The sequence below is a fragment of the Peribacillus phoenicis genome (genome assembly GCF_047238085.1).
Classification (GTDB): domain Bacteria; phylum Bacillota; class Bacilli; order Bacillales; family DSM-1321; genus Peribacillus.
The window spans coordinates 352,313-377,066 of record NZ_JBDFMF010000001.1 but is presented as its reverse complement, the minus strand read 5'-3'; the positions used below and the strand labels follow the sequence as shown (position 1 = coordinate 377,066).

The following is a 24,754-nucleotide window of genomic DNA, read 5'->3' as shown; positions in this document are numbered from 1 at the left end:
ATAATTAACCATAAATGATTAACTTTGTAGTGAAGCATGAAAAAAGCAGCCTGGTGGCACTTTCAGTTTGTAGACAAAAAGTCGTGAGCACTTGCATGATCACGATTTTTTCTTTTTAAGCAAACCAGCTAATAGTAGCTACTCAATTCCTCCATTAAAGGGTGCCTTTATTGAATAAGAAGGCCATTCCCTCGACCGTTCACGCACTTTATTCGGTCTACCACACACTCGATTCGACCGTTCACGCACTTTATTCGACCTACCACACACTCGATTCTACCGTTCACGCACTTTATTCGACCTACCACACACTCGATTTGACCGTTCACGCAGTTATTCGACCTACCACACACTCGATTCGACCGTTTACGCACTTTATTCGACCTACCACACACTCGATTCGACCGTTCACGCACTCGATTCGACTGTTCACGCACTTTATTCGACCTACCTCCCACTCGATTCGATCTACCACACACTCGATTCGACCGTTCACGCACTTTATTCGACCTACCTCCCACTCGATTCGACCGTTCACGCGGTTATTTTAGCAGGGTCTCCGCTAGCCAGTTAAACCAACCCTCATCTTAACATCATGTTTGCACTTTCAACCCCTTGTGTAAACAAACTAAAAAGCAGCCATCAGGCTGCTTTCCCATTCCAACTCCGATTTAACTCGCTTTTTTCTCATTGATGGATTTAGCGGCACCCCAAATTTCGGATGCCCATTCCGGATGGTCAATGAAAGGATTGCGGTTATTTTGCCAGTCATAAATGACATCATTGCGATGGCTCTCGAAATCGTCGACTGGATCGAGTTCATTCCATTTCAGAAGTGTCGATAGCTTTCCATGTAGGGGCTTCGGATACGTATTGACTGTATCGGATAATTCAAGATCCAACTCGCCGCTTCCCTCATAACGGACGGCCATGTAAAATAGCATCCGTGCTATATCGCCTTTAACATGATTTGGCGGCTCCCATGAATCTGAATCAAACTTACATTCACATCCGCTATACGTTTGACCTCCCTCGTCGAAATCAAGGTGGCCCCGTTTACCATTCACCGTCACATCAGCGGGACGGAGGTGATGAAGGTCTGTCCCGGGACCTTTGCTTGTCCCAAAATCACCGTGGGACTTTGCCCAAACATGTTCGCGGTTCCATTGTCCGGCATTGCCCCCATTCGCGTTCTCCGAGATGGATTTTCCAGAGTAAAGCAAGATGACATTCTGTTTGTTCACCGGATCTTCATCCGTTTCTTTAAGGGCATTCCACACTTGATCATAAGATAACATCGTATGGCCCTTAATTATCGAGTGCAGAACCGATTTCAATTCCGTTCCCGTTTTTCCTGCCGCCGTTTCGTAATAAGCTTCGAGCGGCTTATCATTCGAAACGGTCAGCGTGAAACGGACAACCGTTTCCGATAGCTGGTCCTCGGCCTTGACTGCGACAAGGTATGTTCCAGCTTCATTTGCAGGAAGGGTTAATGTCTGGTCTGTGACTGTACCGATAGTGGATGAAAAGGTCAGCTTATCTCCATCTGGATCTGAAAAGTGCTCACTCAAATCGATGGTGACCTTGGAACCGGCTTTCACTTCAAGATTTTCCATGTTTTTCGTTACGACGGGCGCATGGTTTTCTTTAGGGTCGAAAGGGGAAGCAATTGCTTCCCCTTTCGAATCGACAAACTTGATATTCGATGTGTCGACACCTTCTGTGACCGACCATTTCTGAACATTTTCAGCGCCCCTGATTTCTTTTACATTGGCGTTATCAATGATGACTTCCTTCACCGCCATGCCTCCAAAATCAATGATTGCACCTTCCTTATCCGGTTTTATCGACACAGCAGTATTCTTAAGCCCAAGGCCTTTGAGTACAGCATATGAACCTTTTAACCAGATACCTTCTTCGATGCTGGATGTTTCATCAAGATCGATCAAAGCACTAGGTGAAGCAATCGTAAGTTTTTTTGTTTTAACGTTTGTCAGATTATATGTTTTTTCTGGAGCAGGAGTTTCAACTTCGCCTGATTTAGATAAAGTGGTTGAAATCAATACAGGGTCATGATCGCTAGCCCTTCCGTGAACTTCCATGAAGGATGAATTAATATGGACAATATCGACTTTTGTGGCCGCGGCCATATTATTCGATACCAGGATATGGTCCAGTACTTGTGAATTGCCTTGATATGTGTAAGAATAACGTTTTTCAAAAGGGACTTTCTCGATCATATTGGTTAGGTCTTTGCCCTTTAATGTTTTAAGCGGAGCCGAAAATTCAAAATCATTAAAGTCTCCAAGCAGGACGATATTCGCTTTTGCATCCTGTGACTTGATATCACTGACAAACCGATTGACGATAGAGGCAATTTGAAGCCTTTGCGTTTCACTTGAAAGGACAGGAGGCTGGTTTTTGCCGAATAACGGCTGGTCACCGCCCTTGGAATTAAAGTGATTGGCTACCACCACTACGCTTTCACCTTTAAATTCGAATTGAGCGGCTAGAGGCTTCCTGCTTGAAGTGAAGGCGGGATCGGCAGGCTCGATTCGTCCAGGGTTCAAGGTAAGTTTTCCATCTTTGAAGGCCACGGACTGTGTTGCCGTTCCTTTCGTTCCTTCAGTCAATTTGACGCGGTCGACATTATATAAAAAGCCTACCCGGATATTCCCGCCGGGTGCCCCGCCATCAAGTTTATCTTCCGGTGCGATATCGATGTATTGATATTGCGGTCCGCCCAGCTCTTTTATTTTGTCGGTTAACTTCTTGGCACTTTGGGCAGAATCCGTTGTCCCGCTATCTGTTGCCCCATCATTATCTTGCATTTCCGTTACGCCGATGATATCGGGTTGTTTTAGATTGGTAATGATGGATGTTGCGATCGTTTCAACTTTCGAATTAGCGGTTTGAGTCGAGAAATTCTCGATATTATAGGAAGCGATCGATAGCTTATCAGTATCCTTCTCTAAGGATGTCACTTCCCGAGCCGTACCGCCATCCTTTAATGCCGGCAGCTGAGCTTTATCCGTCAGTACCCTATAGTTGCTATATCCATAGCTGATGACACCTGTAACCGAGCCTTCAAAGAAATCACCGGTTTTAGCTGTATATGATTCATCATTTATATCCAGGGTAATTCTTTCAGGATTGAAATCCGTTTCCGTTATTTTGACGCCTCCAACTGCAGTCGTCGTTTCCATATACCCCGGAATCACGACCAATTCACCATAGTCTTGAGGAGCAACCACTTTCGGGTTATATACTTCTACGAGCATTCCTTCCAAACTCTCGTAGAAATCAATGCCGTCTTCACTTGGGTTAAAGTCTGTCAATCTATCATCATCGATGTTCTCAGACGGCGGAATGACATCCTTTCCAATGATGATCGGTTCTGGCATAGCTGCAGTGCCAAGCTTTTCAATCGTAGTATTGGTCAATTCAGTTGTCGGCAGATCCGTCGTTTTCATTTCAGCGTATCCTTCGATATACCATTCGGCAACTTTACCTGCCACTTTGACATGATCTCCCGCTTTCAGGCCATGTGCTTTGTTGTACACAAGTATTCCCTCGGATGTCGTTAAGTCCTTATCCGGGTTGGGATCTTGCATGTAAAAGTTATTCGCATCTTTTACATAAGTGACGACACCTTCCACACCCGAGACGAGTTGAGTTTCATAAGATGAAAAATGATTCATCCCCTGTATGTCACGAATCTTCACTTCAGTGGTTTTGTTAACGGTATAGGCAAATGTGAAAACTTCCGATGTCTTGTCATTGACTGCGATTGCCTTGATGACAGTATCTTTCGTTAAAATGATAGGTTCTGTGTACAAAGCACTTGAAGACGTCGGTGTGGATCCATCCAGCGTATAATGGATTTTCGCTCCTTCCCAACCAGATTCAAGTGATACCTTTGTATTTTCACTAACCGTACCAGGGAAAATATCCGTGTATACGGCTGGTTTGTTCACGAGTTCATAATCTTCAAGACCACGCGGCTTCAACTGATACGTGTCATTGAACCTCGATCCGATTCCGGTTACGGAAATGACATCCCCTGCTTTAAAGCTCTTCACGAAATCTTCATAACTCGAACCGGTCCGGTTATCATGGCGAACGACAACAGATTTCCCTTCAGTATCTTCCGCCTTGAATTCGAATGTTCCGTATGTTCCCGATGCTTCCAATTCTGTAATGGTCGCCTTATCAATGGTGACCAGCTCACCTTGTGTTTCCTCATTGACCCCTGAAGCATCAATTTTTTGGATATCAGGAAGTTCATTATCAGAAGATACGACTTCAAGGGAAGTTGGTTGGATTTGTAATTCCTTATTATAAGCGGATACTTGTCCGATTAAAGTAACCTTATCCCCTTGCTTTACATCCGCAGGCCACGAAGAACCATAAACATATAGCCCAGCCGTTTCATCCTGGATATAAAAACCCTTTCCTCCCCAATAACCAAGCCCCGTGGTGACCACTCCATCTACCTGCACGACATCTTCGGTATTCGTGCGTGCTTCGGCAATGGAGTCCAGTACCTTCACATCAGGCTGTTCTGGAGTCGTTCCTCCATCAGTGATGATTTTGTAATCCGTTGCGGATTTCAGGCCGGGTACTGAAAAGTACTTTTCCAGTTTTCCCGTAATCATCACCTGCGCTTTAAGTAATTCCGGATGTTCGACCAAATTCAAAGCCGTTCGGATATTTCCGGCTGGAAGCTGAACAGGCATGATTTTCTTAACATCCGTTTCATCCGGACTATCCGCAATACCTATGTTTGTACTTTCCGTAAAAGGCGATGTTTGCTGATAGCTTGTACCGCTTTTAGCTGTACCGACGATGTATCCCTTCACCGTCGCCGTTCCACTGTTATTATTAATCGCTTCCATGACCGATATTGTCCCTTCGGCATTTGCAGCGGCTGCATTTGGCAGAACCGTTGACAGCACGATCAGTATGGCAAATAAAAGCTTGCTTATCCCATTCTTCTTCAAGATCTCAACCCCTCCAACTTTTTTTTCGTAGGCTCGGCAGTCATTTGAATACCGCTTAAAGAATGGTTTCGCCATTCACCGTGACACCGCTCATGCTCACGGTCTTACCGTTAAGTCCCGATAAATCCAAATTACCCTCGACTGTAACCTGTGAAAAAGTAAAGTCATCCGAAGGAGTTCCCGTTAATGTAAGATTCCCTTTAACCACTGCATTTTCCAATGAAGCAACATCAGTAATATCAACAACTACATTGCCTTCATGTGTTTTTGGCGCTTCAGCCGTTCCGCCAAAGTCTTTGGCCAATACCACAGTCGGGTCTGTATTGCTTCCGGCCACATCCTTGATGCGTCCTTCGATGCTTGGATCGACAGTTTTCAGCCCGCTTACATAATCCCGTAAATTCTCCCAATCAGCGAGTCCGATATCCGTCACTCTTCCTTCTTCATAAGCCTTCTTGAAAACGGTGAATCCATCTCCGCCCTTGGCTGTAAAAGCATTTGTCGCCACGACATATTCCTTCGCTGCATCCAATTCGGAATATATTCCATCTTGTCCAAGGACTTCAGCCTTTGTCACACGATTGCCTGCTTCCTTCGAACTGTCGTAGCTGAATTTCATTCCGGAAACATGCAGGAAGCCGCCATTTTCCTTAGGGGCGAGGCTTACACTATGCTCTAATGCTTCATTGATCTCTGCACCTGTAAGCTTTATCGTCGCTAACGTATTCCCAAACGGTAAAACGGTTAGGATTTCCCCTAATGTGATCTCACCTTGATCAATACTAGCGCGGATGCCCCCGCCATTTTGGAAAGCAATGACCGCATCCTTATTGAATTCTTTTGCTTTACTAAGCATTCCGTCTGTAATTAAATTACCCAGTTCGGTTTCATTTTTACGAACACTCGGTTTCGTTTCATCCCCTGCATCACGCGGTGTGTCCAAAGCCTTCACAGCTGTTGCCCCAGTCTTCGTTTCCTTGAGTTCCTTAATCTTCGAGGAGTATGTTTCGAGCACTTTTGCCGCTTCAGGATCATCCTGTTTTTCAGAAAGCTTAATCAGCTGTCCGGCTTGTCCGACAATCTTGCCTTTCTTATCGAATTCCACATCGATCGTGCCTAAATAGTCGCTATACTGATACCCTTGAACGATGACTGTCGGATCTTTGGTTTTCCCTTTATCATCTTTGTCAACAATAACGGGGGCGTTTAACTGCGTATGGCTATGTCCGCCCACAATCACGTCGATGCCTTTGACCTTGGCAGCTAATGTTAAATCATTGTCATAAGCTGCATTGTCATCATAACCAATATGGGATACGGCAACTATCTTATTGACACCCATGCCTTTGAACGCCTTGACCGCTTTTTCGGCTTCTTCAAGGTAGTTTTCGAATTCTATACTGCCAGGACTTGAAATATCTTTAGTCTCTTCCGTTGTAAGCCCGAAGAACCCTACCTTTTGGCCATCCACTTGTTTTACGATTCCATTGTATATCTTCCCTTGCTCCGGCTTACTTGAAATCATGTCCGAGAATAGTCCCTTGAACTTATCATCTTTGGAGAAGTCCACATTCGAACTGACAAATGGGAACTGTGCCCCTTTAATGAAGTCAGCCAAAGCTTGATGCCCTTCAGCGCTTGATCCCAAGTCAAACTCATGATTCCCAAATGTCATGACATCATATTTCATTAAATTCATGAAGCGAAGATCAGCTTGCCCTTTGAATTCATTAAAATAGAGCGTTCCCGAGAATACGTCACCAGCATCCACCAAAAGAGCTTGCGGTTTACTCTTACGCACTTCTTTAACAGCCGTCACCCTTTTGGCTACATTGTCCAAGTGGGCATGCGTGTCATTCGTATGCATCAAGGAAAGCGTGATTGCCTTCGCCGGATTTTTCAAAGCTTCTTTAGCAGCTGCCACTTTCTTATCCGCCAATGCTATTTTCGCTTCGAATTCCTTTCGGTCCGACTCCTTGATCCCATTTAAATGGATGTCGGCTCTCGCCTTTTTAGCCGCTTTTATCTGTTCTTTCGTTTTAAGTTCCCCATTGGCAAGAGCTACATAGGCATTGACCCGTTTTGCCACTTCTTTTTTCTTTTCTGCATATACCGCTTCATCATACTTACCTTTCACCTCTTTAACATAAGCATGAATGGCTTTACCAAGTTTGGATGTTTTGCTGACCTTTTTCAACTGCGACGAAACGGTATTCATCCGGTTGTCCGCGGTCTTTAAATCACCCTTCTTCACCCAGTATGCAGCTTTTTCATAGTAGTACGGAACTTTCAGGTCACCGTTCAAAGCTGTTTTGGTCGATTTAGTGAATTTATTATATAGAAGCTTTTCGATTTTCGCACCGTAAACCGTATCTTTTATATCTTTGTCTGTCTTTTTCACGGCTTTATCCAGTGCATTATATTGATCCCTGATATCATTTGATTTTTTGGCGATGATGGAATTCGTAAAGGCGTTAATCGATTTATCATGGGCAGCTTTTGCTTTTTCAGCCGCTTTATACCCTTTTACATAACCTTCAGAACGAGTGATGTACTTATCATAAGCTTCGATTTCTTTGTATTTGGCATCTTTTTCTTTTTTGCTTAGCATTGATTTTTTAATGGTAGAGTTGATGTCTTTTTTTGCTTGTTTTGCAGACTTGATTTGTTTTTCAACAGTGGACACTGAAGCGAGTTTAGAAGTGTAGAAATAGGTGTCGAATGGTTTTTTGATGGCGGCCTTGGCTGTTTTGATTTTACTATTCAGGCTAGTGGCAGCATCCGAAGGTGCCGGTGCTACTGCTACGACCGCTGTCGCAACCATCATGGTAGCGGATGCAATTTTTACGATTTTCTTTTTCCCCATTATAGTTAATCCCCCTATAAGTTCTATACTGACATAACATTCTGCTAACTTATCCATAGAATTGACACGCTTTTCCAAAAAATTAATTCCGACAAATTTACTTACCCATACACAAATCCACCCTACTTTTTTCCTCTAAAGATCCGTGTATCTCCTATATTACAACAAAATAATCCAATTTTAAAACAAATTTACAATACATCACGGAATATTAACAGAATATTATCATTATAATCACCCCAAAATACCTAGTGGCTAATTGATGATATATCAAGAAAATTAATTAGTGGTAAAATAGAATCAGTTTTTTGGAATAACCCTTGGTCTTTATACCTAATTGCTAAAAATCAAAAAAGGGAGAGATTTAAATCTCTCCCAGACTGCAGACAATGACGAAGAAGACTAGTTAGTTTCCAGTTTTTTCAAAAAAAGTCCAGTTGATTTCAGAGGTTTGCACTTTATTCGACCTTCCACGAATTTATTCGACCGTTCCGGCACTTTATTCGACCTTCACCGTACTTTATTCGACCGTTCACGAATTTTTTCAACCTTCACCTCATTATTCGGACTCCGGAGCATTTTTTCCGATCCACGCATTAAATACACTCCCTTTTGCCATCAATATTTACCTATTCTTATGGGAGGATTCAAAAAAAAGAGCATCAGTTACGATGCCCTTGTCGAAATTTTCATATCAATGCTTCAAGAAAGTCCCTTGCCGATACTCAAGGTATGCCTGATCGATTTCCTCTTCAGTATTCATGACAAACGGTCCGCGGGCAACAACAGGCTCCATTAAAGGTTCTCCTGCATATAAAACAAGTCTTAAAGGTTCAGTAGCCGTTATATCAACTTCACTTTCCCCTGATTCTTTACAAGCACCCAGCCATAAGACCTGTCCCTTTGAGGCTCTCACTTCGTTGTTACCGAAGATTCCGCTTCCTTCTATTAGATAGATGAATCCGTTGAAGCTTCCTGGTAAATTCTGTGTGACCGGAGCTCCTGGCTCCAGAACCATCTCCACCATCGTCACGGGAACATGGTTTTTCGTTGTCGAGATAACATCCTTGGATGATCCGGAAAAGACACGGATCAGTGCTCCTTCTTCTTTTCTGACCGGCATATCTTTTGCCATTAAGTTTTGATATCTTGGTGTCGTCATCTTTTCACTCCGGGGAAGGTTGACCCAAAGTTGAAGGGAATGGGCAGTCACACCTTCGGAAGGCACCTCATTATGCACGACGCCGCTTCCCGCTGTCATCCATTGGACATCACCAGGTCCAAGTATCCCTCCATCCCCGGTATGACTGTCATAGTGCTCGATCGTTCCGTCAATGACGAATGTAACGGTTTCGATTCCCCTGTGCGGGTGAATATCGAATGATCCCTTTTGAAATTTATCCTCCATCATTAAAAGGAACGGATCACTCTTTTCCCAGTTTCCTGGTTCTATGATTGGTCCGGCCGTATGAATCGGACTATACCTTTGAAGCTTCACATCTTTCACTTCGACAATATCCCGTTTAAAATGATTTTCACTTTTCATTACTCCATTCCTCCCTTAAGTTACTAGTAAACTGATAAGAATACTATCATTATGGCTGCCTGATCCAGTCTTAGGATTCCTCCTGGCTGGGATTAGGCACTTCCATCTGTAAACTATGTCTATGAATCTTTATCATCATCTCATGCATGCGCTTCTTTTCTTCATCATCCAATATATCGAATAATGAAGCTTGGAAATCGGATTGAATAGGCATGACCTTTTCCATTAACTCTTTCCCTTTTTCCGTTAATGAAATATATTTAACCTTCCATTGTTGATTACGGACGATCAAGTTCTCTTTTTCCAGCCTTGTCAGCATATGTGATACGCCTCCACGGCTTATCGTTAGGTGCTCCGCTAATTCGATTTGTGAAACAGGCTGATGGATAAGCACTTGTGCCAACATATCGAATTGTGCAGCGGTTACGCCGAAATGCTGTAAGTGTTCATTCGAAAGCTGATTGCTTCTTTGATAAAAACGAACCATTCGCAGCCAAATCAGCAAACTCAATTTGTTCTCATCCGAAAATCCCCGTCTATCCATGTTAAGCCTACCTCCCATCTTTGATGCACCTCAGTTTACTAGTAATTTGATAACGAGTCAAATCGTTGGGCCTTTGACTTGTTGAAGCAGTATCCCCAACAGGAAGACCTTACCAACAGGCAATCTATAGGGGATATTCACTTTGCAAAGATATAATTAACAGAACTACATTACTCCCTTTTTTTAAGCTGGATAATATAAGATCATGCTTAATCGAGTCAATGTTTCCCCTGAATTATGGTAGGCATGCGGTCTGTCAGCCTTGAACCTGATAGAATCACCATTCCTTACTGTATATTCTTCGTTATTTACACGTACAGTCACTTCCCCTTCAAAAACAGTTATGTACTCTTCCGTTCCATCCCTATGCGAATCGGAACTTAGGAATCCACCTTTTTCTATCTCGACTGAATATACTTCAAAGCGCTTCTCATCCTCAAAGGGAAAGTGGGGATAAACTCGATATTTGCCGTTATCTTCAGATAATGATTGAATTTCACTTTTTAAAACAATTTTTGTATCCGGCTGCGGACTATTTATCAATGAAGAAAATGAAATCTTTAATCCATTGGCTATTTTCCAAATTGTTGTAATCGTTGGGCTCGATCCTCCCCTTTCTATTTGTCCGATCATCGTTTTGCTTACTCCAGTTAATTCTGCAACCTTTTCAAGACTTAATTTTTTACTTTCCCTGATGGCTTTTAAATTGTTAGCAATAATAAAATTTATCTCTTCCATAAAAATGCCCCTCATTTACAATATAACGTCCGCATTGTACAATAAAAAGGAAGTCGTTATAATGTCACTTTTGGACATTATAACATACAAAGGGGAGTCAACCATGCCTTTACTATCTTTTTTGCTATTTGTTTTTATTACGAGTTTCACTCCAGGTCCAAATAACATCATGGCCATGTTATTTGCGAACAAGTACGGGTTAAAAAAGAATATTAAATTTTGTTTCGGGGTAGGTGCCGGTTTTTTTGTAATAATGTTATTGTGCAGTTATTTTAATGTTTTGCTTGAAAATTTCATACCAAAGATTGAATTTATCATGACGATCCTAGGTGCAATTTACATGCTGTATCTGGCCATAAAAATCATTTCCAGTTCAAATAAAGATAAGGACGATAATGATGACAGGAACAACAGTTTTATAGCTGGCATGCTTTTACAATTCATAAATCCAAAAGGCATCCTATATGGCATCACGGCAATATCGACCTTCATACTACCTTATCACTCTTCAAATTTCAGCTTACTATTCTTTTCATTATTTCTGGCTTTTGTTGGTTTTATGAGTACGTTCTGCTGGAGTATGTTCGGTTCTGTTTTTCAAACGTTTTTATCAAAGTATCGAAGTCAGTTTAATGTAATCATGGCTTTGTTATTAGTGTATAGTGCCATTTCGATTCTTGTACACTAAAAAAGGTAAAGGTTTGATCCTTCATTAAGAAGATTGCCCGAGGAAAGCGAGTGTCTGCCAAGCCTCATCAAAGTAAGTGCCTGTGGGGTCTCGGCTAGCCAGTAATTCGGCAGGAGTGTCGGAAATTTCTTCAATCCAATCCCAAAAAGACCACTTATAGCGGTCTTTTTGAATTCTATATTTTCCGATTCATCCAGGTTTCATTATGGCATCCTCGATTAAGCTTCTGAATTTTTTGTCCATTTTTATTTCTTAATGAACTCTGATTGTAAGCGATTGTTAACGTTGTTATAAAAATCCGGTAATTCCTCAAGTGCATTTCGAAAAGTTAATAGGATCTTATCGATTCCAATTGCTTGAAGTTCCTGAATTTTGCTTGCAACTGATTCGTAACTGCCGATCAACCCTGTCCTGAATCCTTCATTATTAGCAACAAAATCACTAATAGAGGATGCATTTTTCCACATGCCTTTCGTATCTTTACGGTTTTTGAACTGTGCTATCGCCGTATCATCTGCCTGTTCGATGATATACCGATATTCGCTTCTTGCCTCCTCTTCCGTTTTTCTGGCAATGACAAAAGCATTAACGGCAAATTTAACTTCACGACCATGATTTTGTGCTACAGCATTTACATAATTCATTTGTTCTTTCAACTCTTCTATGGAGGCTCCATTCATAAAGTAATAATCGGATAATTCCCCGGCCATCTCTTGGGAATCTTGGGAATTACCGCCTTGATAGATTGCTGGATATGGTTTTTGAATCGGTTTCGGTGCCAATATCGCATTCTTTATTTGATAATAGTCCCCTTGAAAAGAAAAATTATCGGTCGTCCACAATCCTTTTAAAACTTCTAGGTATTCCCTTGAACGTTTATACCGCTCTTCATGCTTAATCCATTCTATCCCAAACATTTCTTGCTCTTCTTTAAACCAACCGCTGACCAAATTTATGTGGAATCTCCCATTTGAGATAATGTCGATGCTTGAACTTACTTTTGCGAGGGTTGCAGGGTGAATGAAGCCTGGTAAAACCGCAGCAATAAAATGAACTCTTTCGGTATACCCTGCCAAAGCGGTAATTACTGATAAGGGATCAAGTTGACCTCTATCCGTCGAGCTACCTCCGATACTGCCCACATAGCGAATGGCATAAAGGATGGAATCCACTTGTAGCTGGTCTGCCATTTTAGCGAGTTTCCGATTATACTCCATACTTCCATCCGTATTTTGTTCTACGTTTGCCCGCAAGAAACCACCTGATAAATTAGCCCCCCAGATTGAAAATTTCATATCCTTCCCTCCTTATTTTTATGGACCTTCCTGCTCATAAAACCTTTTCTCCAAATAATGGTCGTACTGCTTGCCCAAATCGTTCTGCCTCCTCTAAATGAGGAAAACCGGATAGGATAAAATGTTTGACGCCAATATCGATATATTCTTGCAGGCCTTCCCTTACTTGTTCAGGGGTGCCTACAATGGCTGTACCCGCTCCTTTCCTGATTTTCCCGATTCCCGACCAGCCATATCTTCCAAAACGCTCATTGTTCCTCGTTAATTCATTCATCCGTTTTTGGGCCACTGAATCCGTCGTTTCATAGTAATGATTCATATTACTCAGAGTTTCCCTGTCAGCCTTACTTATTATTTTTGCGGCTGCCTCCCATGCTTCACTCTCCTCATCCCGAACGACCACATGAATCCTGACACCATATTCCAATTGCCTTCCATACTTCTTCGCTCTTTGTTTGACGTCATTGATTTGTTGTTCAATTTGCTGGGCTGGTTCTCCCCATTGCAAATATACATCGGCGGATTTCGCTGCAATTTCCTTTGCTGCATCAGATGAACCTCCAAAATAAATCGGAATATTCGGACTTTGATGAATGCTTGGATTCAATACTCCATCACTGATGGTAAAATATTCTCCTATATGATTAACCTTCTGTTCAGTCCATGATTTTTGTACGACTTCAAGGAATTCACCTGTTCTGGCATATCGCTCATTGTGCTCAACGAAGTCACCATCCTGACCCAATTCTTTTGCCGATCCTCCAGTCACTACATTGACAAGCATTCTCCCTTCTGAGAATTGATCAAGGGTCGCGGCCATTTTAGCCGCAACCGTCGGAGCAATGAATCCTGGGCGAAAAGCGATTAACGGCTTAATTGTTCTCGTATGATGAATGATGGCCGAACCCACTATCCATGAGTCTAGGTAAGGTATGCCCGTAGGAATTAATATCCCTTCAAAACCGGCCTTTTCAGCTGCTTTCGCAACACTTATTATATAATCCAAGGTAGGCTTCCTCTGCGGCTCGTTTAGGCCTAAGTATTCACCATCACCATTTGTAGGTACATACCAGTAAAAATGCACAGACATTATAGGACCTCCTTATTTTAAAACCTCATAAGCATAATCAACGAGATTCTGCTTATTTTTATAATTATTGTACTGTGCTGCATACGTTCTGACAGGATCGCCGGAATAAAATCTCTCATATAATTCATGTCTTGATGCAAGAGGACTCCCCAATAAATCCCACGTTAATTTAATTAATCGTGTCCTATCTTCTGCAGATGTCTCTGTACCCTGGTAATATTCTTTTAACAAAGGACCTATGGGACCTTCCAATTCTTTTATGCTGGATGGGACCTGCAATAGCCCCCCTGCCCCAATCTGCTGGAGGATTTCCAACGCTCTTGGGTAGAATCTAGTTCCCAGATTCCTTGCTGTCGCTAAGAAATCTTGATTAGGAAGCAGTATGCCGTTATACATTTTTGCTTTATATTCTGAAGCGAGCAGTAATGCTTTAATGGTTTCTAACTGTATGATCAATTCTGCAAGCTTCTCTTTCACATGCAGAAATTGTGTTGCCCCAGCCGTTTCCGCTAATTCGTTCCCGATTGCTACGACACTTTCCAGTTTGCTGACAAGTCTCACTACTGTTTGATGCTGGCTAAGCAGTGATGAAGGGGCATCACAACGAAGCTTCCAAGCAAATTCCGGATCCTCATGAACCAGTACTCGCTCCCAAGGGATGAATACATCATCAAAAATTAGGACTGCATCCATTTCGTCAAAACGTGCACTTAACGGGTGATCCTCCTCCCGTTTATCGGCAAATGACTCCCTGCAAACGATATGCAATCCATTCGCATTGACAGGCACAAAGAAAACATTTGCAAATTCACGTTCATTTTCTCCTCTCTTGTGATAGGAAAAGATTAAAATTTCATCGACATACGGAGCCGCTGTCGCAATCATTTTCGCACCGCGAACATAGATCCCTTCGCTATCTTTACGGCTGATATGTAAAATCCCCGGTTTCTTTTCCACTAATGTTTTTGAACGATCCTTTTGTGGATCATGCCCTGCAACTGTTGACAATAAATTAAGATTACGGGATTGATAGTAATAGCTTTCTATTTTTTCAGAAAAACCTGGATGTGCATCTTCATACTCTGAACGGTTTGCAAACCAACCAGTAAATATGGAACGGGAATATTCAGATAGACGGCTCATGACCCCAAAAGTCTGATCGGCCCAATGCTGATACGCCAAACGTTTTTTTTCCAGATCCTTATGCGTCCTTGGAACGAGAAATGACAGGTTCGCATCAAGCCCTTCCTCCGTTTTGTATGTCAGCAACGATTTACTGTCTGCTTTTGTTTGTAAATCCAGCAATGATTGTATCGTATGGACCGTTCCCTTAAATGCAGGGTGTTCGTCTAAGTTTTTGACGATATCCCCATCTAGCCAAATATTTCTCCCATCATTAAGTCGTTGAAGATACCGATTGTTTTCGATCATCACGATTCCCCTTTCCATTTACCCCCTCCAAAAAACGGAGGAGTTTCCGTTTTAACGGCTCTTTATCATAGGTTTCATATTGCAAAGCGAAGGTTCGAATGGGATCCCCGGTATACAGCCTTTCATACAGATCATGCCTCGATCCCAGTGTGCTTCCGATCAGTTCCCATCCTATTTGAAATAAAGAAGTTTTAGTGACGGCATCAACATTCGCTCCTCTATAATACTTTTCCAATAGTGGAATGAGGTCGTTGCTGTCCTCTATCGTTGTAGAAGGGAGCTGGATAAAACCGCCCGCCCCGATTTGTTTTAAAATCTCGATCGCTCTTGGATAATGGCGGGTTCCAAGATTTCGGGCCGTTTGCAAAGGTACGAGAGCAGGCAGATAAACGCCCTTCTCGTTAAGTGAACCTTGAACCTCTGAAGCAATAAGCAACGCTTCTATACTATCGATTTGGGTATATAGTTCACCAAGCTTTTCCTTCACTTGTAAGAATTGATCAACACCGATCGATTGAGCGATGGCCGTAGCCACCCCCGTTACGAATTGAAGCTTCGTAAGCAAGCGAACGACCGTCTGATGATGGGCGAGACAGTTCAATTGCTGGTGCCGCTGAGCTTCAAACACTCCTTCTACAGATCCCCTTATCAAAACGCGTTCCCACGGAATCAACACATCATCAAAAATTAAAACAGCGTCCATTTCATCAAATTGTGCACTTAATGGATGTTTCTTTTGGTCTTTTGAAGCGAATGATTCACGACAGACAATTTGCAGGCCAGGAAGATTCAAAGGGATAATGCACATATTGGCATGCTCCGTTTTATCAGGAGTCAGCTTCTGATGCGGCATGATGATGACATCATGTGCATACGGGGAAGCGGTAGCAATCATTTTCGCCCCTCTAACAACTATTCCTTCTTCCGTTTCCCTTATGACTTTCAATAAAGCATCTTCCTGTTCATCACTCGGCTTTGACCGATCTATCTGAGGGTCAAGAATCGCCTGGATCACAATACGCCGTTCATCCCTAGCCTGTTCATAGTATGCAGTGATTTTTTCGGAAAATCCTGAATCATACTGGTTAAAGAAATCCCTATCAATGAAATATGCTGTGACCATCGAATTCGCATAGTCGGATAATCGGCTCATCACTCCGTAAGTTTTCCGCGACCATAACTCAAAAGCCTTTCTTCTTGAAATCAGTTCTTCCAAATCTTTAGGAATGAGAAAAGATCTATGAACATATTCCTTTGTTTTTGGACTTTCATACCCGACAATCTTTTGTTCTTCAGGTGAATCCAGCATACCCAACAAATTTGTTAAAGTCTTTAAAGTGCCTGTGAAAGCCTGATGGGCATATAGATCGTCTATTTTCTTTCCATCAAGCCAAACATTTCTTCCGTCTTTCAAACTTTCGGCAAGCCGGCTTCTCTTATTCATTAAGTTCCCAACTCCTCCCTGGATAACACAAAAGCCCTTGAAGGAGTATGGAACTGACTCCTAACAAGGGCTCTCGGTTGTCCGATAAGCTATTTTTTTATGTTCACTATCATAATCCGATAAAATCAATTGGTCAAGTGCGTTTTTGATTTTAACCCATAAATATCCAGAAAAATTAACACTTGATAAATTATCCATACTCTTGTTATAGTTTAATTATTCCAATTGGAAAACTATACTATGCAAGCCTACCGGATAACCGGCGGCATGAACAAACCTTGTTCATGCTTTTTTTTATTCCTAAAAAAGAATGAACCCTATACAAAAAAAGAAAAGAGGAATTCCATGAGAAATTCATTTCTGTTCATCATCATGTCCCTATTATTCGTCATGTTGCTTTCAGCTTGCAACAGCAACGGCAGTGATAAAGCAGCGAGTGAAGCTAAGAAAGAAATTATTTTCGGCTTCACTCCAGGTCCTTATAGTGACCAAGTGAAAAAAGGCATAGAACCTTATCTGAAAAATAAAGGATACTCCGTTAAATACGTGGAAATCAGTGACCCAAACCAACCAAACTTTGCCTTGGCCGAAGGCTCCATCGATGTAAATGTATTTCAGCATACTGCTTTTTTCAAGAATTTCATCAATGAAAACAAACTGGAGCTTACCGAAACCATTAAAGTCCCCACAGCACCTATGGGCTTATATTCCGATAAGCATGGCAGCAAGGATGAATTGAAGGATGGGCAAAAAGTGGCAATCCCGAATGATCCCGCTAACGTGGCAAGAGCATTAAGAATGCTTGAACAAATAGGGTGGCTTCAATTAAAAAAAGGATACGATCCCTTGACTGTCTCCAAAAAAGATATCGTCGATCAAAAAGTGAACTTTTCATTTGTTGAGGTGGAACAGGCTCAAGTTCCCCGAATCTTGCCTGATGTAGATTATGCGGTAGCCAATGGGTATACCATCTTGGTATCCGACCGGAAACTTTCTTCCGCCCTTTATTTGGAGGATCCCCCATTTGAATATCAAAATTTTGTAGCAGTAAGAACCGAAGATAAGAAAAAACGATTCGTGAAGGAAATCATTAACGCCTACCAATCCCCTGAATTTCAAAAAGCGATTGAAAGCAATACAGAATTTGAAGGATTTCACCGGCCTGATTATTTTAAATGAATGGATATAAACGCTTTAAGATTGGGAGGTTCCAGAATGATAACATTTAAAAATGTAGGTAAGACATTTACTGTAAAAAATGAATTATTCACTGCCGTTTCCAATGTAAATCTGGATATTAAGGAGAATGAAATATATGGGATCATCGGTTTTAGCGGTGCAGGTAAATCGACTTTACTGCGCATGGGTAACCTATTAGAAAAGCCTACTGAAGGTACGATAGCAATAAATGATTCTATCCTTAGTGATTTATCTGGCAAACAGCTTCGAGAAGCACGCAACAAAATCGGGATGGTTTTTCAGCATTTCAACCTCTTGGCAAATCGAACGGTACAAGGAAATGTTAGTCTGGCATTGGAACTTGCCAATGTACCAAAACATGAGCGAGCCAAAATTATAGCTGAATCACTGCAAATCGTCGATTTATCTGATAAAGCCAATCATTATCCTGCGCAGCTCTCTGGCGGACAAAAGCAAAGAGTCGCGATCGCCCGTGCCATAAGCACAAGACCTAATGTATTGCTATGTGACGAGCCAACCTCTTCACTTGATCCGCAAACCACTCAATCCATCCTGGCCTATCTAAAAAAAATAAACGAAACCTATGGTGTGACCATCCTGATCGTGACTCATGAAATGGATGTAATTCGAAGGTTAGCAAATAGGGTGGCGGTCATGGAAAATGGGAGAATCATGGAGGAATTGAACTTAGCGGATAATAGAACCGTACCCACAACGAAAATCGGTAAAATTCTATTAAAACATGAATCTGAAGAGGAGGTGAAGGTAAGTGTTTGATAATATCATTTCCTTACTTCCTGAAATTTACTTAGGTGCAGGCCAAACATTTTTAATGGTGGGAATAGCGATATTTGCAGCTATCTTATTAGGCCTCCCACTTGGTTTCATTACATTTTTAACTTCAAAGGAGCAATTACTCGAACAGACTATCTTAAATAACGTTTTAAACGCAATGATCAACACGGTCCGTTCCTTCCCATTCATCATTTTACTCATTGCTCTTATCCCATTTACAAGAACGATATTGGGAACATCTGTAGGTCCGCTGGCCGCCTCCATCCCATTATCGATAGCTGCCATTCCATTTTTAGCTCGGCTTGTTGAACAATCTTTACGTGAGGTACCAAAGGGAACAATTGAGGCAGCTGTTGCTATGGGTGGATCCCCCTTCCAGATCATTTTCAAAGTACTATTATTAGAAGCGCGTTCCGGTCTCCTGTTGGGACTCACTGTTACTGCCGTTTCTTTCATATCCTACTCGGCTATTGCCGGGGTCGTGGGCGGCGGGGGAATTGGTGACTTGGCCATTCGTTATGGATACTACCGTTTTCAGACTGACATCATGATAACAACCGTATTCCTTCTTATCATCATTGTTCAATCCGTCCAATTCGCCGGAAATTACCTTTCTGCTAAGCTTGATAAAAGGTGAACGCATTCATAGCCTTTCCTGGTGAGAAATCCAATGAAAGGCTATGACTCTTTCTTTAAATCTGCTTGTATGGAAAAAGCCTCCCTAAAAAGTATTGCCCGTAACATATTTTCCACAAACCACCCTTCGTTATCTTTATTAATCTGCAAAACAACCTTCACATCAAATTCAATTAAGTCTTTATCACCACACAACACCAAAAGATGCACACCCACATTTCATCTTCATTCCAGACTCCTAAGCGACGGAAATTACATCGTGTACCTCTCCATTAAAAGGTGAACTAAACGCATTATAAAGAGTAATAAAGGCCTTAAATCACCTGTTTTAAATCATGGTTACCTCGATCAAATACCAGTTTGGTATGGTATAATTACAGAAGGGTTAATTTTTGCTTCAGGAGGTAAAAAAATGACGATCAGCAGCATCATATTGGTGGTCGCGGCAGTCTTTATCGGCGCCTTGATGCGGACGATGTTCGGTTTCGGTGAAGCGATTGTCAGCATGCCGCTGCTTGCCTTACTTCACATTCCGCTTAATACTTCGGTTTCCCTGATTGGATTGGCTGGTCTTACCGTAGCTTCACTTACCGTCGTTAGCGGATGGCGGCATATCGAACGCTCGGTTTTAATCAGGTTGGCGGCTTCAACGGTCATCGGCATACCAGCCGGCCTCGCTTTGCTGCATTACGCACCTTCTATGATCATCACTTCTGCACTCGGTGTTTTTTTGATTGCATATGGAGGATATTCTCTTCTAAAGCAAAAACTTTTTCAGGCTGTGGATAAACCCTTACTCAACTCGAAGGGCTGGGTATGGCCGTTCGGTTTTGCGTCGGGAGTCCTTGGCAGCGCCTATAACTTTAACGGAGTGCCGGTCGTCGTCTATGGAACGTTACGAAGATGGAATCCAGATCGATTTCGCGGAACATTGCAAGCCCATTTTCTTATATCCGGAATCCTGGTCGTGACGGGTCATGCGCTAGGCGGACTGTGGACCGCCGATTCACTTATTCTTTACGCTTATTCCATTCCAGCCATATTACTTGCGACAGGTCTCGGAATCTTCATGAATAAGCGAATTCCTGCGAAAAAATTCGAAAGTTATTTATTCTTTATCATCATTGCGCTAGGTGTACTATTATTAATTACCCATGACCGATAACCAAAAGCCTGATTTCTCATTGAAACAACGAGGAATCAGGCTTTTTTCAGGAATAATAGAATCATAGTTGAATCGTCAACCTCGGATATCCCGTTTGTTATATCCGATAAAACCAACAGCCAGTAATACTATGGCTATGATGGTAAGTATGGATACTTTCATGAAGTTCATATCTTCAACAGGAAGTTTCGGAATATGGCCAAATGGTGTTAGTTTATCCATCCATTCCGGGAATTGAAGCATTCCCCCTAAATAAACGACTAAGATTGAGTATGTCAAGTAAAGCCAAGTCAAGCCGGATAATTTTGGTGCAAAGCCAATAAACAGCACGGCAATGCCAATCATGATCCACATCGCAGGCAGGTAGACCATCGCTGCACTAAATATAGTGCCGAAAGCAACCCCTTCATCCATCACTGAATTCCCGACTGCCCAAAGACCGATTGCAGCAAGCGTAATCATGAGAAAACCGCCAATAACGGAGATGATAATATAGCTGCCCATAAGCCTTGTACGGGATACAGCGCGGCTCAGTAAATGTTCAGTATGGTTCTTTTTTTCTTCCCCTTTAAGTTTTAACAACGCCATTAAAGGCGGGATGGTGCATATCATGGAGATGACTGACATCAACATTGTCAAGAATTGTTCCGTCAGCGAATAACCTTCAACTGGCGTCAATAGTTCGGCCATCATTTCATTTTTTGTAAAAAAGGATTCTAAATCACCTAAAACGGAACCGTAAGAAGCTCCTAAAATGAACATCCCGGCTGCCCAGGCAATCAATCCTGTACGCTGAAGCCTTAGCGCGAGACCAAGCGGACTTTTTAAAAACGATGAAGCATATTTCCGGCCGGGCTTAGCCGGAATGAAACCAGCTTCCAAATCACGGATGGCATTCAAATATAGAGATAAGGCACCCAAAATGATTGCCGCACCGATCGTAAGGATGATTGGCCCCCAATAATTATCCACGTATACTTCTGAACCTAAAACCCAACCCAATGGTGAAAACCACGAAAGTGTTTCATTGCTGACATCCCCTATCGCCCGAATAAGATAGGAAAGAAGCAAAACAGTGATGGAGTAACCAATCGTACCTCGCGCACTCTCCGTAAGCTGGGCAAATAATGCCGTTATCGCCGAGAAGAAAATACCGGTTGCCCCTAACGCAGCTCCATACATAAGGGAACCCTCCAAATCCATGCTTTCAATTCCCAGAGCATATAATCCGAAACCCGTTATTAACGCGATCAATGCATTCGTACCAAACGATACGGAAATGGTTGCATATAAATTAGCCAACCGGCCAGCCGGCAAAGAACGGATCATTTCGATACGGCCGTCCTCTTCATCTGCGCGTGTATGGCGCGTAACAAGTAAAATACTCATTATCCCAACTGCCATAGCGGTTAAAAGTAACATTTGATGCGCCATCATCGCTCCGTTTGTATAGTCATCCAGGCCGTAACCTTTCCCCACCATCGCTGTCATAGCAGGGTTCCTCATCGTTTCTGCAATGGTTTGCCTTTCTAGCGCAGTCGGGTACAGATCGGTGAATGCCATTGCAACCATAAATGTAAGGACAGATAGGGAAATTATCCAAACGGGTATCCGAATCCGATCTTGCCGTACGATGAATCGGGAGAGTCTTCCTGTATTCTGATAGGACTGATTCGCCATTATAACGCACCTCCCGCCCCAGAATCAGAAGTCTTCCTTTCACCTTCATAATGGCTCATGAATAAATCTTCCAATGTAGGCGGCGCGCTTTCCAATTTCACAATTCCAAACTGGCTTATATACTTCATGACATTATCCAATTCATCTGTATCCACTTGGAATGAAAGTGCTTGGTCTTTCATTACGATATCCCGAACTCCGTTTACACTCCCTAAAGCAGGAATAGGCTGCTTCGTTTCGACAAGCAAGCTTGTTCTCGTCAAATGACGCAGCTCATCCAATGTTCCCGTTTCAATGATTTGTCCTTGCCGAATGATGCTCACTTTATCGCATAACCTTTCCACTTCAGAAAGAATGTGACTGGAAAGTAAAATGCTTTTCCCTTCATTTTTCGCTTCCATCACACATTCTTGGAAAACCCTTTCCATCAAAGGATCTAGACCTGATGTTGGTTCATCCAAGATATAAAGGTCGGCATCAGATGAGAAAGCAGCAATCAAAGCAACCTTTTGCCTGTTCCCCTTTGAATATGTTCCACATTTCTTGGAAGGGTCCAAATCGAATTTTTTTATTAGTTCTTCGCGTCTGCTTTTATTGTTCGCCCCGCGTAATTCAACAAATAGATCAATAACTTCCCCGCCTGTTAAGTTGGGCCATAGGTTCACATCTCCCGGAACATACGCGATTCGCTTGTGAATTTCAACCGCATCTTTCCATGCATCCTTCCCAAAAATCTTCACTTCTCCATCCGTCGCTTTTAAAATCCCGAGCAGCACACGGATCGTTGTTGATTTTCCAGCACCATTAGGACCGATGAATCCAAATACCTCACCTTTATTCACTTCAATGTTCACACCATTTAAAGCGGAAAACTTTCCAAACTTTTTCGTTAAATTCGTTGTTTTCAATACTGACATTCCTCATCCACCTCTTCCTCTGAAATGAAATTATGAAATATTTTAATTGATTTAGTTCATAATATATAAAATAATAATTCCTGACAATAGTTTATGAACTTATTTTATTGTTCTATTACATATTTTTAATTAAACTAAGGTTGAGGTGAAATAAATGGACGGATTTCAACGCCGCAGGGAACAAAAAAAATTGAATATACTAAAGGCTGCCTTAACTTTGTTCATGGAGTATGGTGTCCAAAAGATTTCGATTGGGGAAATAGCCAAAAAAGCGAATGTATCTCAAGTAACGATATATAATTACTTCGAAAGCAAACATAATCTAATTCATGAGGTTTTTGTTTATTATACAGATAAGGCATTGGATGAATTTGAACAAATACTTGCCAGCAACATTGCTTTCCCTGAAAAAATAAAGCAACTCATGTTCACGAAGAATGAAACTGCGAAACAAATTCATGAAGATTTTTATCAATATTTAATGAGGGAATATACTTCCGGAATCAATTATATGGAAAAAATATATACAGAAAAGGCCCTGCCACGCTTTATTGATCTGTTTAACCAGGGCAAGGAACAAGGATATGTTGATCCGGACTTATCTAATGAAGCGATTTTATTTTATATAAAAGCGATGAATGAATATATCCAACGGGAAGAGGTTTATCAAAGCATCCTGCCTTTGACTGAGGATATTATGAAGATTTTGTTTTATGGGATTGTTGGGGAAAAAGAGAAATGAATTAAAAAAACGGTGTGAATCAATATCTCCAATTCACACCGTAAAATCTTAAGAATTTCCTGCACTCTTTAAGTCAATGTTAATAATTTGGCTGAAGTGTAATGATATTTCTCGATTGATAAATCAAAAACGGCTCCTGCATTAAATGGTTAAGTTCCCTTCGTATATTGTCACGGCATGGCCAGAAAGTTTAACTGTGTCTTCCGATACTTCAACCTTCAATAGTCCTCCTCTTTCCGATGCCTGATAGGCTATGGTGATACTTTTGTCCAGCTTGTTTTTCCAATAGGGTCCGAGACAACAATGGGCTGAGCCCGTTACATAATCTTCGTCAAGGCCTTGGGCAGGGGAAAAGAAACGGGAAACGAAATCATATTCACCGCTATCCGATAGACTAGTTACAATGACGCCCCGAATCTGCATTCGGGCAATGGAATTGAAATCCGGCTTTAAATTCCTTACGATTTCTTCTGATTGAACTTCAACTAGATAATCCCATTTGTTTTGTCCAACATACACAGGCACAACACCTAAAGCTTTTATCAGTAATTCAGGGGCAGCGGTCTCCTGTTCGATTAATGATGGAAATTCCAACTGAACCATTCCATCAACGAATTTTGCAGTGAGAATCCCGCTTTTCGTCTGATAGGCAATTGGTTTATCCCTTGGCACGTATCCTTTACCCCACAAAAAGAAAGAGCTTGCCAGCGTCCCATGTCCACAAATCGGGATTTCAACGGAGGGTGTGAACCAACGCAGCTGCCATTCGCCTTTATGAAGGTGAATAAACGCAGTAACAGGCATATTAATCTCTTTAGCTATTCGCTGCATCCACTCGCTACCACTTTCCCCGGTAAGCAGGCAGACAGCCGCAGGATTTCCTTTAAAAGGTTGATCTGTAAACGTATTAATGATGGTTAATTCCAAAAAGATGCCTCCTTAAATGGGATTGTCCGTAATACATTTCCACAATG

At 42.0% G+C, this 24,754-nt stretch carries 19 protein-coding genes; 6 read left to right on the top strand and 13 right to left on the bottom strand.

Features of this window, described 5'->3' with window-relative positions; genetic code table 11:
• Window positions 1-671: 671 nt before the first annotated feature.
• The 5 genes from ABC374_RS01800 to ABC374_RS01780 form a co-directional block, all read right to left on the bottom strand.
• Window positions 672-5,003, bottom strand: coding sequence for an endonuclease (locus ABC374_RS01800; RefSeq protein WP_413015505.1), 4,332 nt, complete (start codon window positions 5,001-5,003; stop codon window positions 672-674).
• A 55-nt stretch (window positions 5,004-5,058) separates the two neighbouring features.
• The gene (locus ABC374_RS01795) at window positions 5,059-7,869 is read right to left on the bottom strand and encodes a bifunctional metallophosphatase/5'-nucleotidase (RefSeq protein ID WP_413015504.1); all 2,811 of its coding nucleotides are present in this window, start codon (window positions 7,867-7,869) and stop codon (window positions 5,059-5,061) included.
• A 694-nt stretch (window positions 7,870-8,563) separates the two neighbouring features.
• Window positions 8,564-9,415: a pirin family protein gene (locus ABC374_RS01790; protein ID WP_413015502.1), complete on the bottom strand. Its 852-nt coding sequence runs from the start codon at window positions 9,413-9,415 to the stop codon at window positions 8,564-8,566.
• 70 nt (window positions 9,416-9,485) lie between these two features.
• On the bottom strand, window positions 9,486-9,959 hold the full coding sequence (locus ABC374_RS01785) for a MarR family winged helix-turn-helix transcriptional regulator (protein WP_350301266.1): 474 nt from the start codon (window positions 9,957-9,959) through the stop codon (window positions 9,486-9,488).
• A 183-nt stretch (window positions 9,960-10,142) separates the two neighbouring features.
• Complete coding sequence (locus ABC374_RS01780; RefSeq protein ID WP_350301265.1) at window positions 10,143-10,697, bottom strand: helix-turn-helix domain-containing protein; 555 nt, start codon at window positions 10,695-10,697, stop codon at window positions 10,143-10,145.
• Window positions 10,698-10,800: 103 nt separating this feature from the next.
• Here ABC374_RS01780 and ABC374_RS01775 point away from each other — a divergent pair, with 103 nt between their 5' ends.
• Window positions 10,801-11,385, top strand: coding sequence for a LysE family transporter (locus ABC374_RS01775; protein WP_413015499.1), 585 nt, complete (start codon window positions 10,801-10,803; stop codon window positions 11,383-11,385).
• A 245-nt stretch (window positions 11,386-11,630) separates the two neighbouring features.
• On the opposite strand, the gene ABC374_RS01770 is transcribed toward ABC374_RS01775, so the two are convergent.
• From ABC374_RS01770 to ABC374_RS01755, 4 genes are read right to left on the bottom strand one after another with little or no spacing between them, the layout of a single operon-like run.
• Window positions 11,631-12,680: an LLM class flavin-dependent oxidoreductase gene (locus ABC374_RS01770; protein WP_413015497.1), complete on the bottom strand. Its 1,050-nt coding sequence runs from the start codon at window positions 12,678-12,680 to the stop codon at window positions 11,631-11,633.
• Window positions 12,681-12,714: 34 nt separating this feature from the next.
• A complete protein-coding gene (locus ABC374_RS01765) occupies window positions 12,715-13,770 on the bottom strand; it encodes an LLM class flavin-dependent oxidoreductase (RefSeq protein ID WP_413015495.1) in 1,056 nt (351 codons plus the stop codon).
• Window positions 13,771-13,782: 12 nt separating this feature from the next.
• A complete protein-coding gene (locus ABC374_RS01760; RefSeq protein ID WP_413015493.1) occupies window positions 13,783-15,219 on the bottom strand; it encodes a 4-hydroxyphenylacetate 3-hydroxylase family protein in 1,437 nt (478 codons plus the stop codon).
• Entirely contained in the window at window positions 15,167-16,645 is a 1,479-nt protein-coding gene (locus ABC374_RS01755; RefSeq protein ID WP_413015491.1) for a 4-hydroxyphenylacetate 3-hydroxylase family protein, read from the bottom strand. The genes ABC374_RS01760 and ABC374_RS01755 overlap by 53 nt, the downstream gene beginning before the upstream one ends.
• A 345-nt stretch (window positions 16,646-16,990) precedes the next feature.
• On the opposite strand from ABC374_RS01755, the gene ABC374_RS01750 reads away from it, so the two are divergent.
• From ABC374_RS01750 to ABC374_RS01740, 3 genes are read left to right on the top strand one after another with little or no spacing between them, the layout of a single operon-like run.
• Complete coding sequence (locus ABC374_RS01750; protein WP_350301259.1) at window positions 16,991-17,824, top strand: MetQ/NlpA family ABC transporter substrate-binding protein; 834 nt, start codon at window positions 16,991-16,993, stop codon at window positions 17,822-17,824.
• 36 nt (window positions 17,825-17,860) lie between these two features.
• Window positions 17,861-18,622: a methionine ABC transporter ATP-binding protein gene (locus ABC374_RS01745; protein ID WP_413015489.1), complete on the top strand. Its 762-nt coding sequence runs from the start codon at window positions 17,861-17,863 to the stop codon at window positions 18,620-18,622.
• Entirely contained in the window at window positions 18,615-19,277 is a 663-nt protein-coding gene (locus ABC374_RS01740) for a methionine ABC transporter permease (RefSeq protein ID WP_350301257.1), read from the top strand. Before ABC374_RS01745 ends, ABC374_RS01740 begins: the two co-directional genes overlap by 8 nt.
• A gap of 41 nt (window positions 19,278-19,318) precedes the next feature.
• Here ABC374_RS01740 and ABC374_RS01735 read toward each other — a convergent pair whose 3' ends face one another.
• Window positions 19,319-19,492 carry a hypothetical protein gene (locus tag ABC374_RS01735; RefSeq protein WP_413015486.1) on the bottom strand — a complete coding sequence of 58 codons (174 nt, stop codon included), beginning with the start codon at window positions 19,490-19,492 and terminating at the stop codon, window positions 19,319-19,321.
• 196 nt (window positions 19,493-19,688) lie between these two features.
• Here ABC374_RS01735 and ABC374_RS01730 point away from each other — a divergent pair, with 196 nt between their 5' ends.
• Window positions 19,689-20,441 (top strand): sulfite exporter TauE/SafE family protein, encoded by a 753-nt coding sequence (locus tag ABC374_RS01730; RefSeq protein ID WP_413015484.1) that lies wholly within the window; start codon window positions 19,689-19,691, stop codon window positions 20,439-20,441.
• A gap of 75 nt (window positions 20,442-20,516) precedes the next feature.
• On the opposite strand, the gene ABC374_RS01725 is transcribed toward ABC374_RS01730, so the two are convergent.
• Both ABC374_RS01725 and ABC374_RS01720 read right to left on the bottom strand, forming a co-directional pair.
• Window positions 20,517-22,121 (bottom strand): ABC transporter permease, encoded by a 1,605-nt coding sequence (locus ABC374_RS01725; protein ID WP_413015482.1) that lies wholly within the window; start codon window positions 22,119-22,121, stop codon window positions 20,517-20,519.
• On the bottom strand, window positions 22,121-23,038 hold the full coding sequence (locus ABC374_RS01720) for an ABC transporter ATP-binding protein (RefSeq protein WP_413015480.1): 918 nt from the start codon (window positions 23,036-23,038) through the stop codon (window positions 22,121-22,123). Before ABC374_RS01720 ends, ABC374_RS01725 begins: the two co-directional genes overlap by 1 nt.
• Window positions 23,039-23,192: 154 nt before the next feature.
• On the opposite strand from ABC374_RS01720, the gene ABC374_RS01715 reads away from it, so the two are divergent.
• Window positions 23,193-23,780, top strand: a complete 588-nt coding sequence (locus tag ABC374_RS01715; protein WP_413015478.1) for a TetR/AcrR family transcriptional regulator — start codon at window positions 23,193-23,195, stop codon at window positions 23,778-23,780.
• A 141-nt stretch (window positions 23,781-23,921) separates the two neighbouring features.
• On the opposite strand, the gene ABC374_RS01710 is transcribed toward ABC374_RS01715, so the two are convergent.
• A complete protein-coding gene (locus tag ABC374_RS01710; protein ID WP_413015476.1) occupies window positions 23,922-24,707 on the bottom strand; it encodes a PhzF family phenazine biosynthesis protein in 786 nt (261 codons plus the stop codon).
• Between the last annotated feature and the right edge of the window lie 47 nt (window positions 24,708-24,754).

Excerpts from the sequence above, each read along its gene's own strand:
- ABC374_RS01795 (WP_413015504.1), bottom strand. The coding sequence starts at position 7,869 with ATGGGGAAAAAGAAAATCGTAAAAATTGCATCCGCTACCATGATGGTT.
- ABC374_RS01790 (WP_413015502.1), bottom strand. The coding sequence starts at position 9,415 with ATGAAAAGTGAAAATCATTTTAAACGGGATATTGTCGAAGTGAAAGAT.
- ABC374_RS01785 (WP_350301266.1), bottom strand. The coding sequence starts at position 9,959 with ATGGATAGACGGGGATTTTCGGATGAGAACAAATTGAGTTTGCTGATT.
- ABC374_RS01780 (WP_350301265.1), bottom strand. The coding sequence starts at position 10,697 with ATGGAAGAGATAAATTTTATTATTGCTAACAATTTAAAAGCCATCAGG.
- ABC374_RS01775 (WP_413015499.1), top strand. The coding sequence starts at position 10,801 with ATGCCTTTACTATCTTTTTTGCTATTTGTTTTTATTACGAGTTTCACT.
- ABC374_RS01770 (WP_413015497.1), bottom strand. The coding sequence starts at position 12,680 with ATGAAATTTTCAATCTGGGGGGCTAATTTATCAGGTGGTTTCTTGCGG.
- ABC374_RS01765 (WP_413015495.1), bottom strand. The coding sequence starts at position 13,770 with ATGTCTGTGCATTTTTACTGGTATGTACCTACAAATGGTGATGGTGAA.
- ABC374_RS01760 (WP_413015493.1), bottom strand. The coding sequence starts at position 15,219 with ATGGAAAGGGGAATCGTGATGATCGAAAACAATCGGTATCTTCAACGA.
- ABC374_RS01755 (WP_413015491.1), bottom strand. The coding sequence starts at position 16,645 with ATGAATAAGAGAAGCCGGCTTGCCGAAAGTTTGAAAGACGGAAGAAAT.
- ABC374_RS01750 (WP_350301259.1), top strand. The coding sequence starts at position 16,991 with ATGAGAAATTCATTTCTGTTCATCATCATGTCCCTATTATTCGTCATG.
- ABC374_RS01745 (WP_413015489.1), top strand. The coding sequence starts at position 17,861 with ATGATAACATTTAAAAATGTAGGTAAGACATTTACTGTAAAAAATGAA.
- ABC374_RS01730 (WP_413015484.1), top strand. The coding sequence starts at position 19,689 with ATGACGATCAGCAGCATCATATTGGTGGTCGCGGCAGTCTTTATCGGC.
- ABC374_RS01725 (WP_413015482.1), bottom strand. The coding sequence starts at position 22,121 with ATGGCGAATCAGTCCTATCAGAATACAGGAAGACTCTCCCGATTCATC.
- ABC374_RS01720 (WP_413015480.1), bottom strand. The coding sequence starts at position 23,038 with ATGTCAGTATTGAAAACAACGAATTTAACGAAAAAGTTTGGAAAGTTT.
- ABC374_RS01715 (WP_413015478.1), top strand. The coding sequence starts at position 23,193 with ATGGACGGATTTCAACGCCGCAGGGAACAAAAAAAATTGAATATACTA.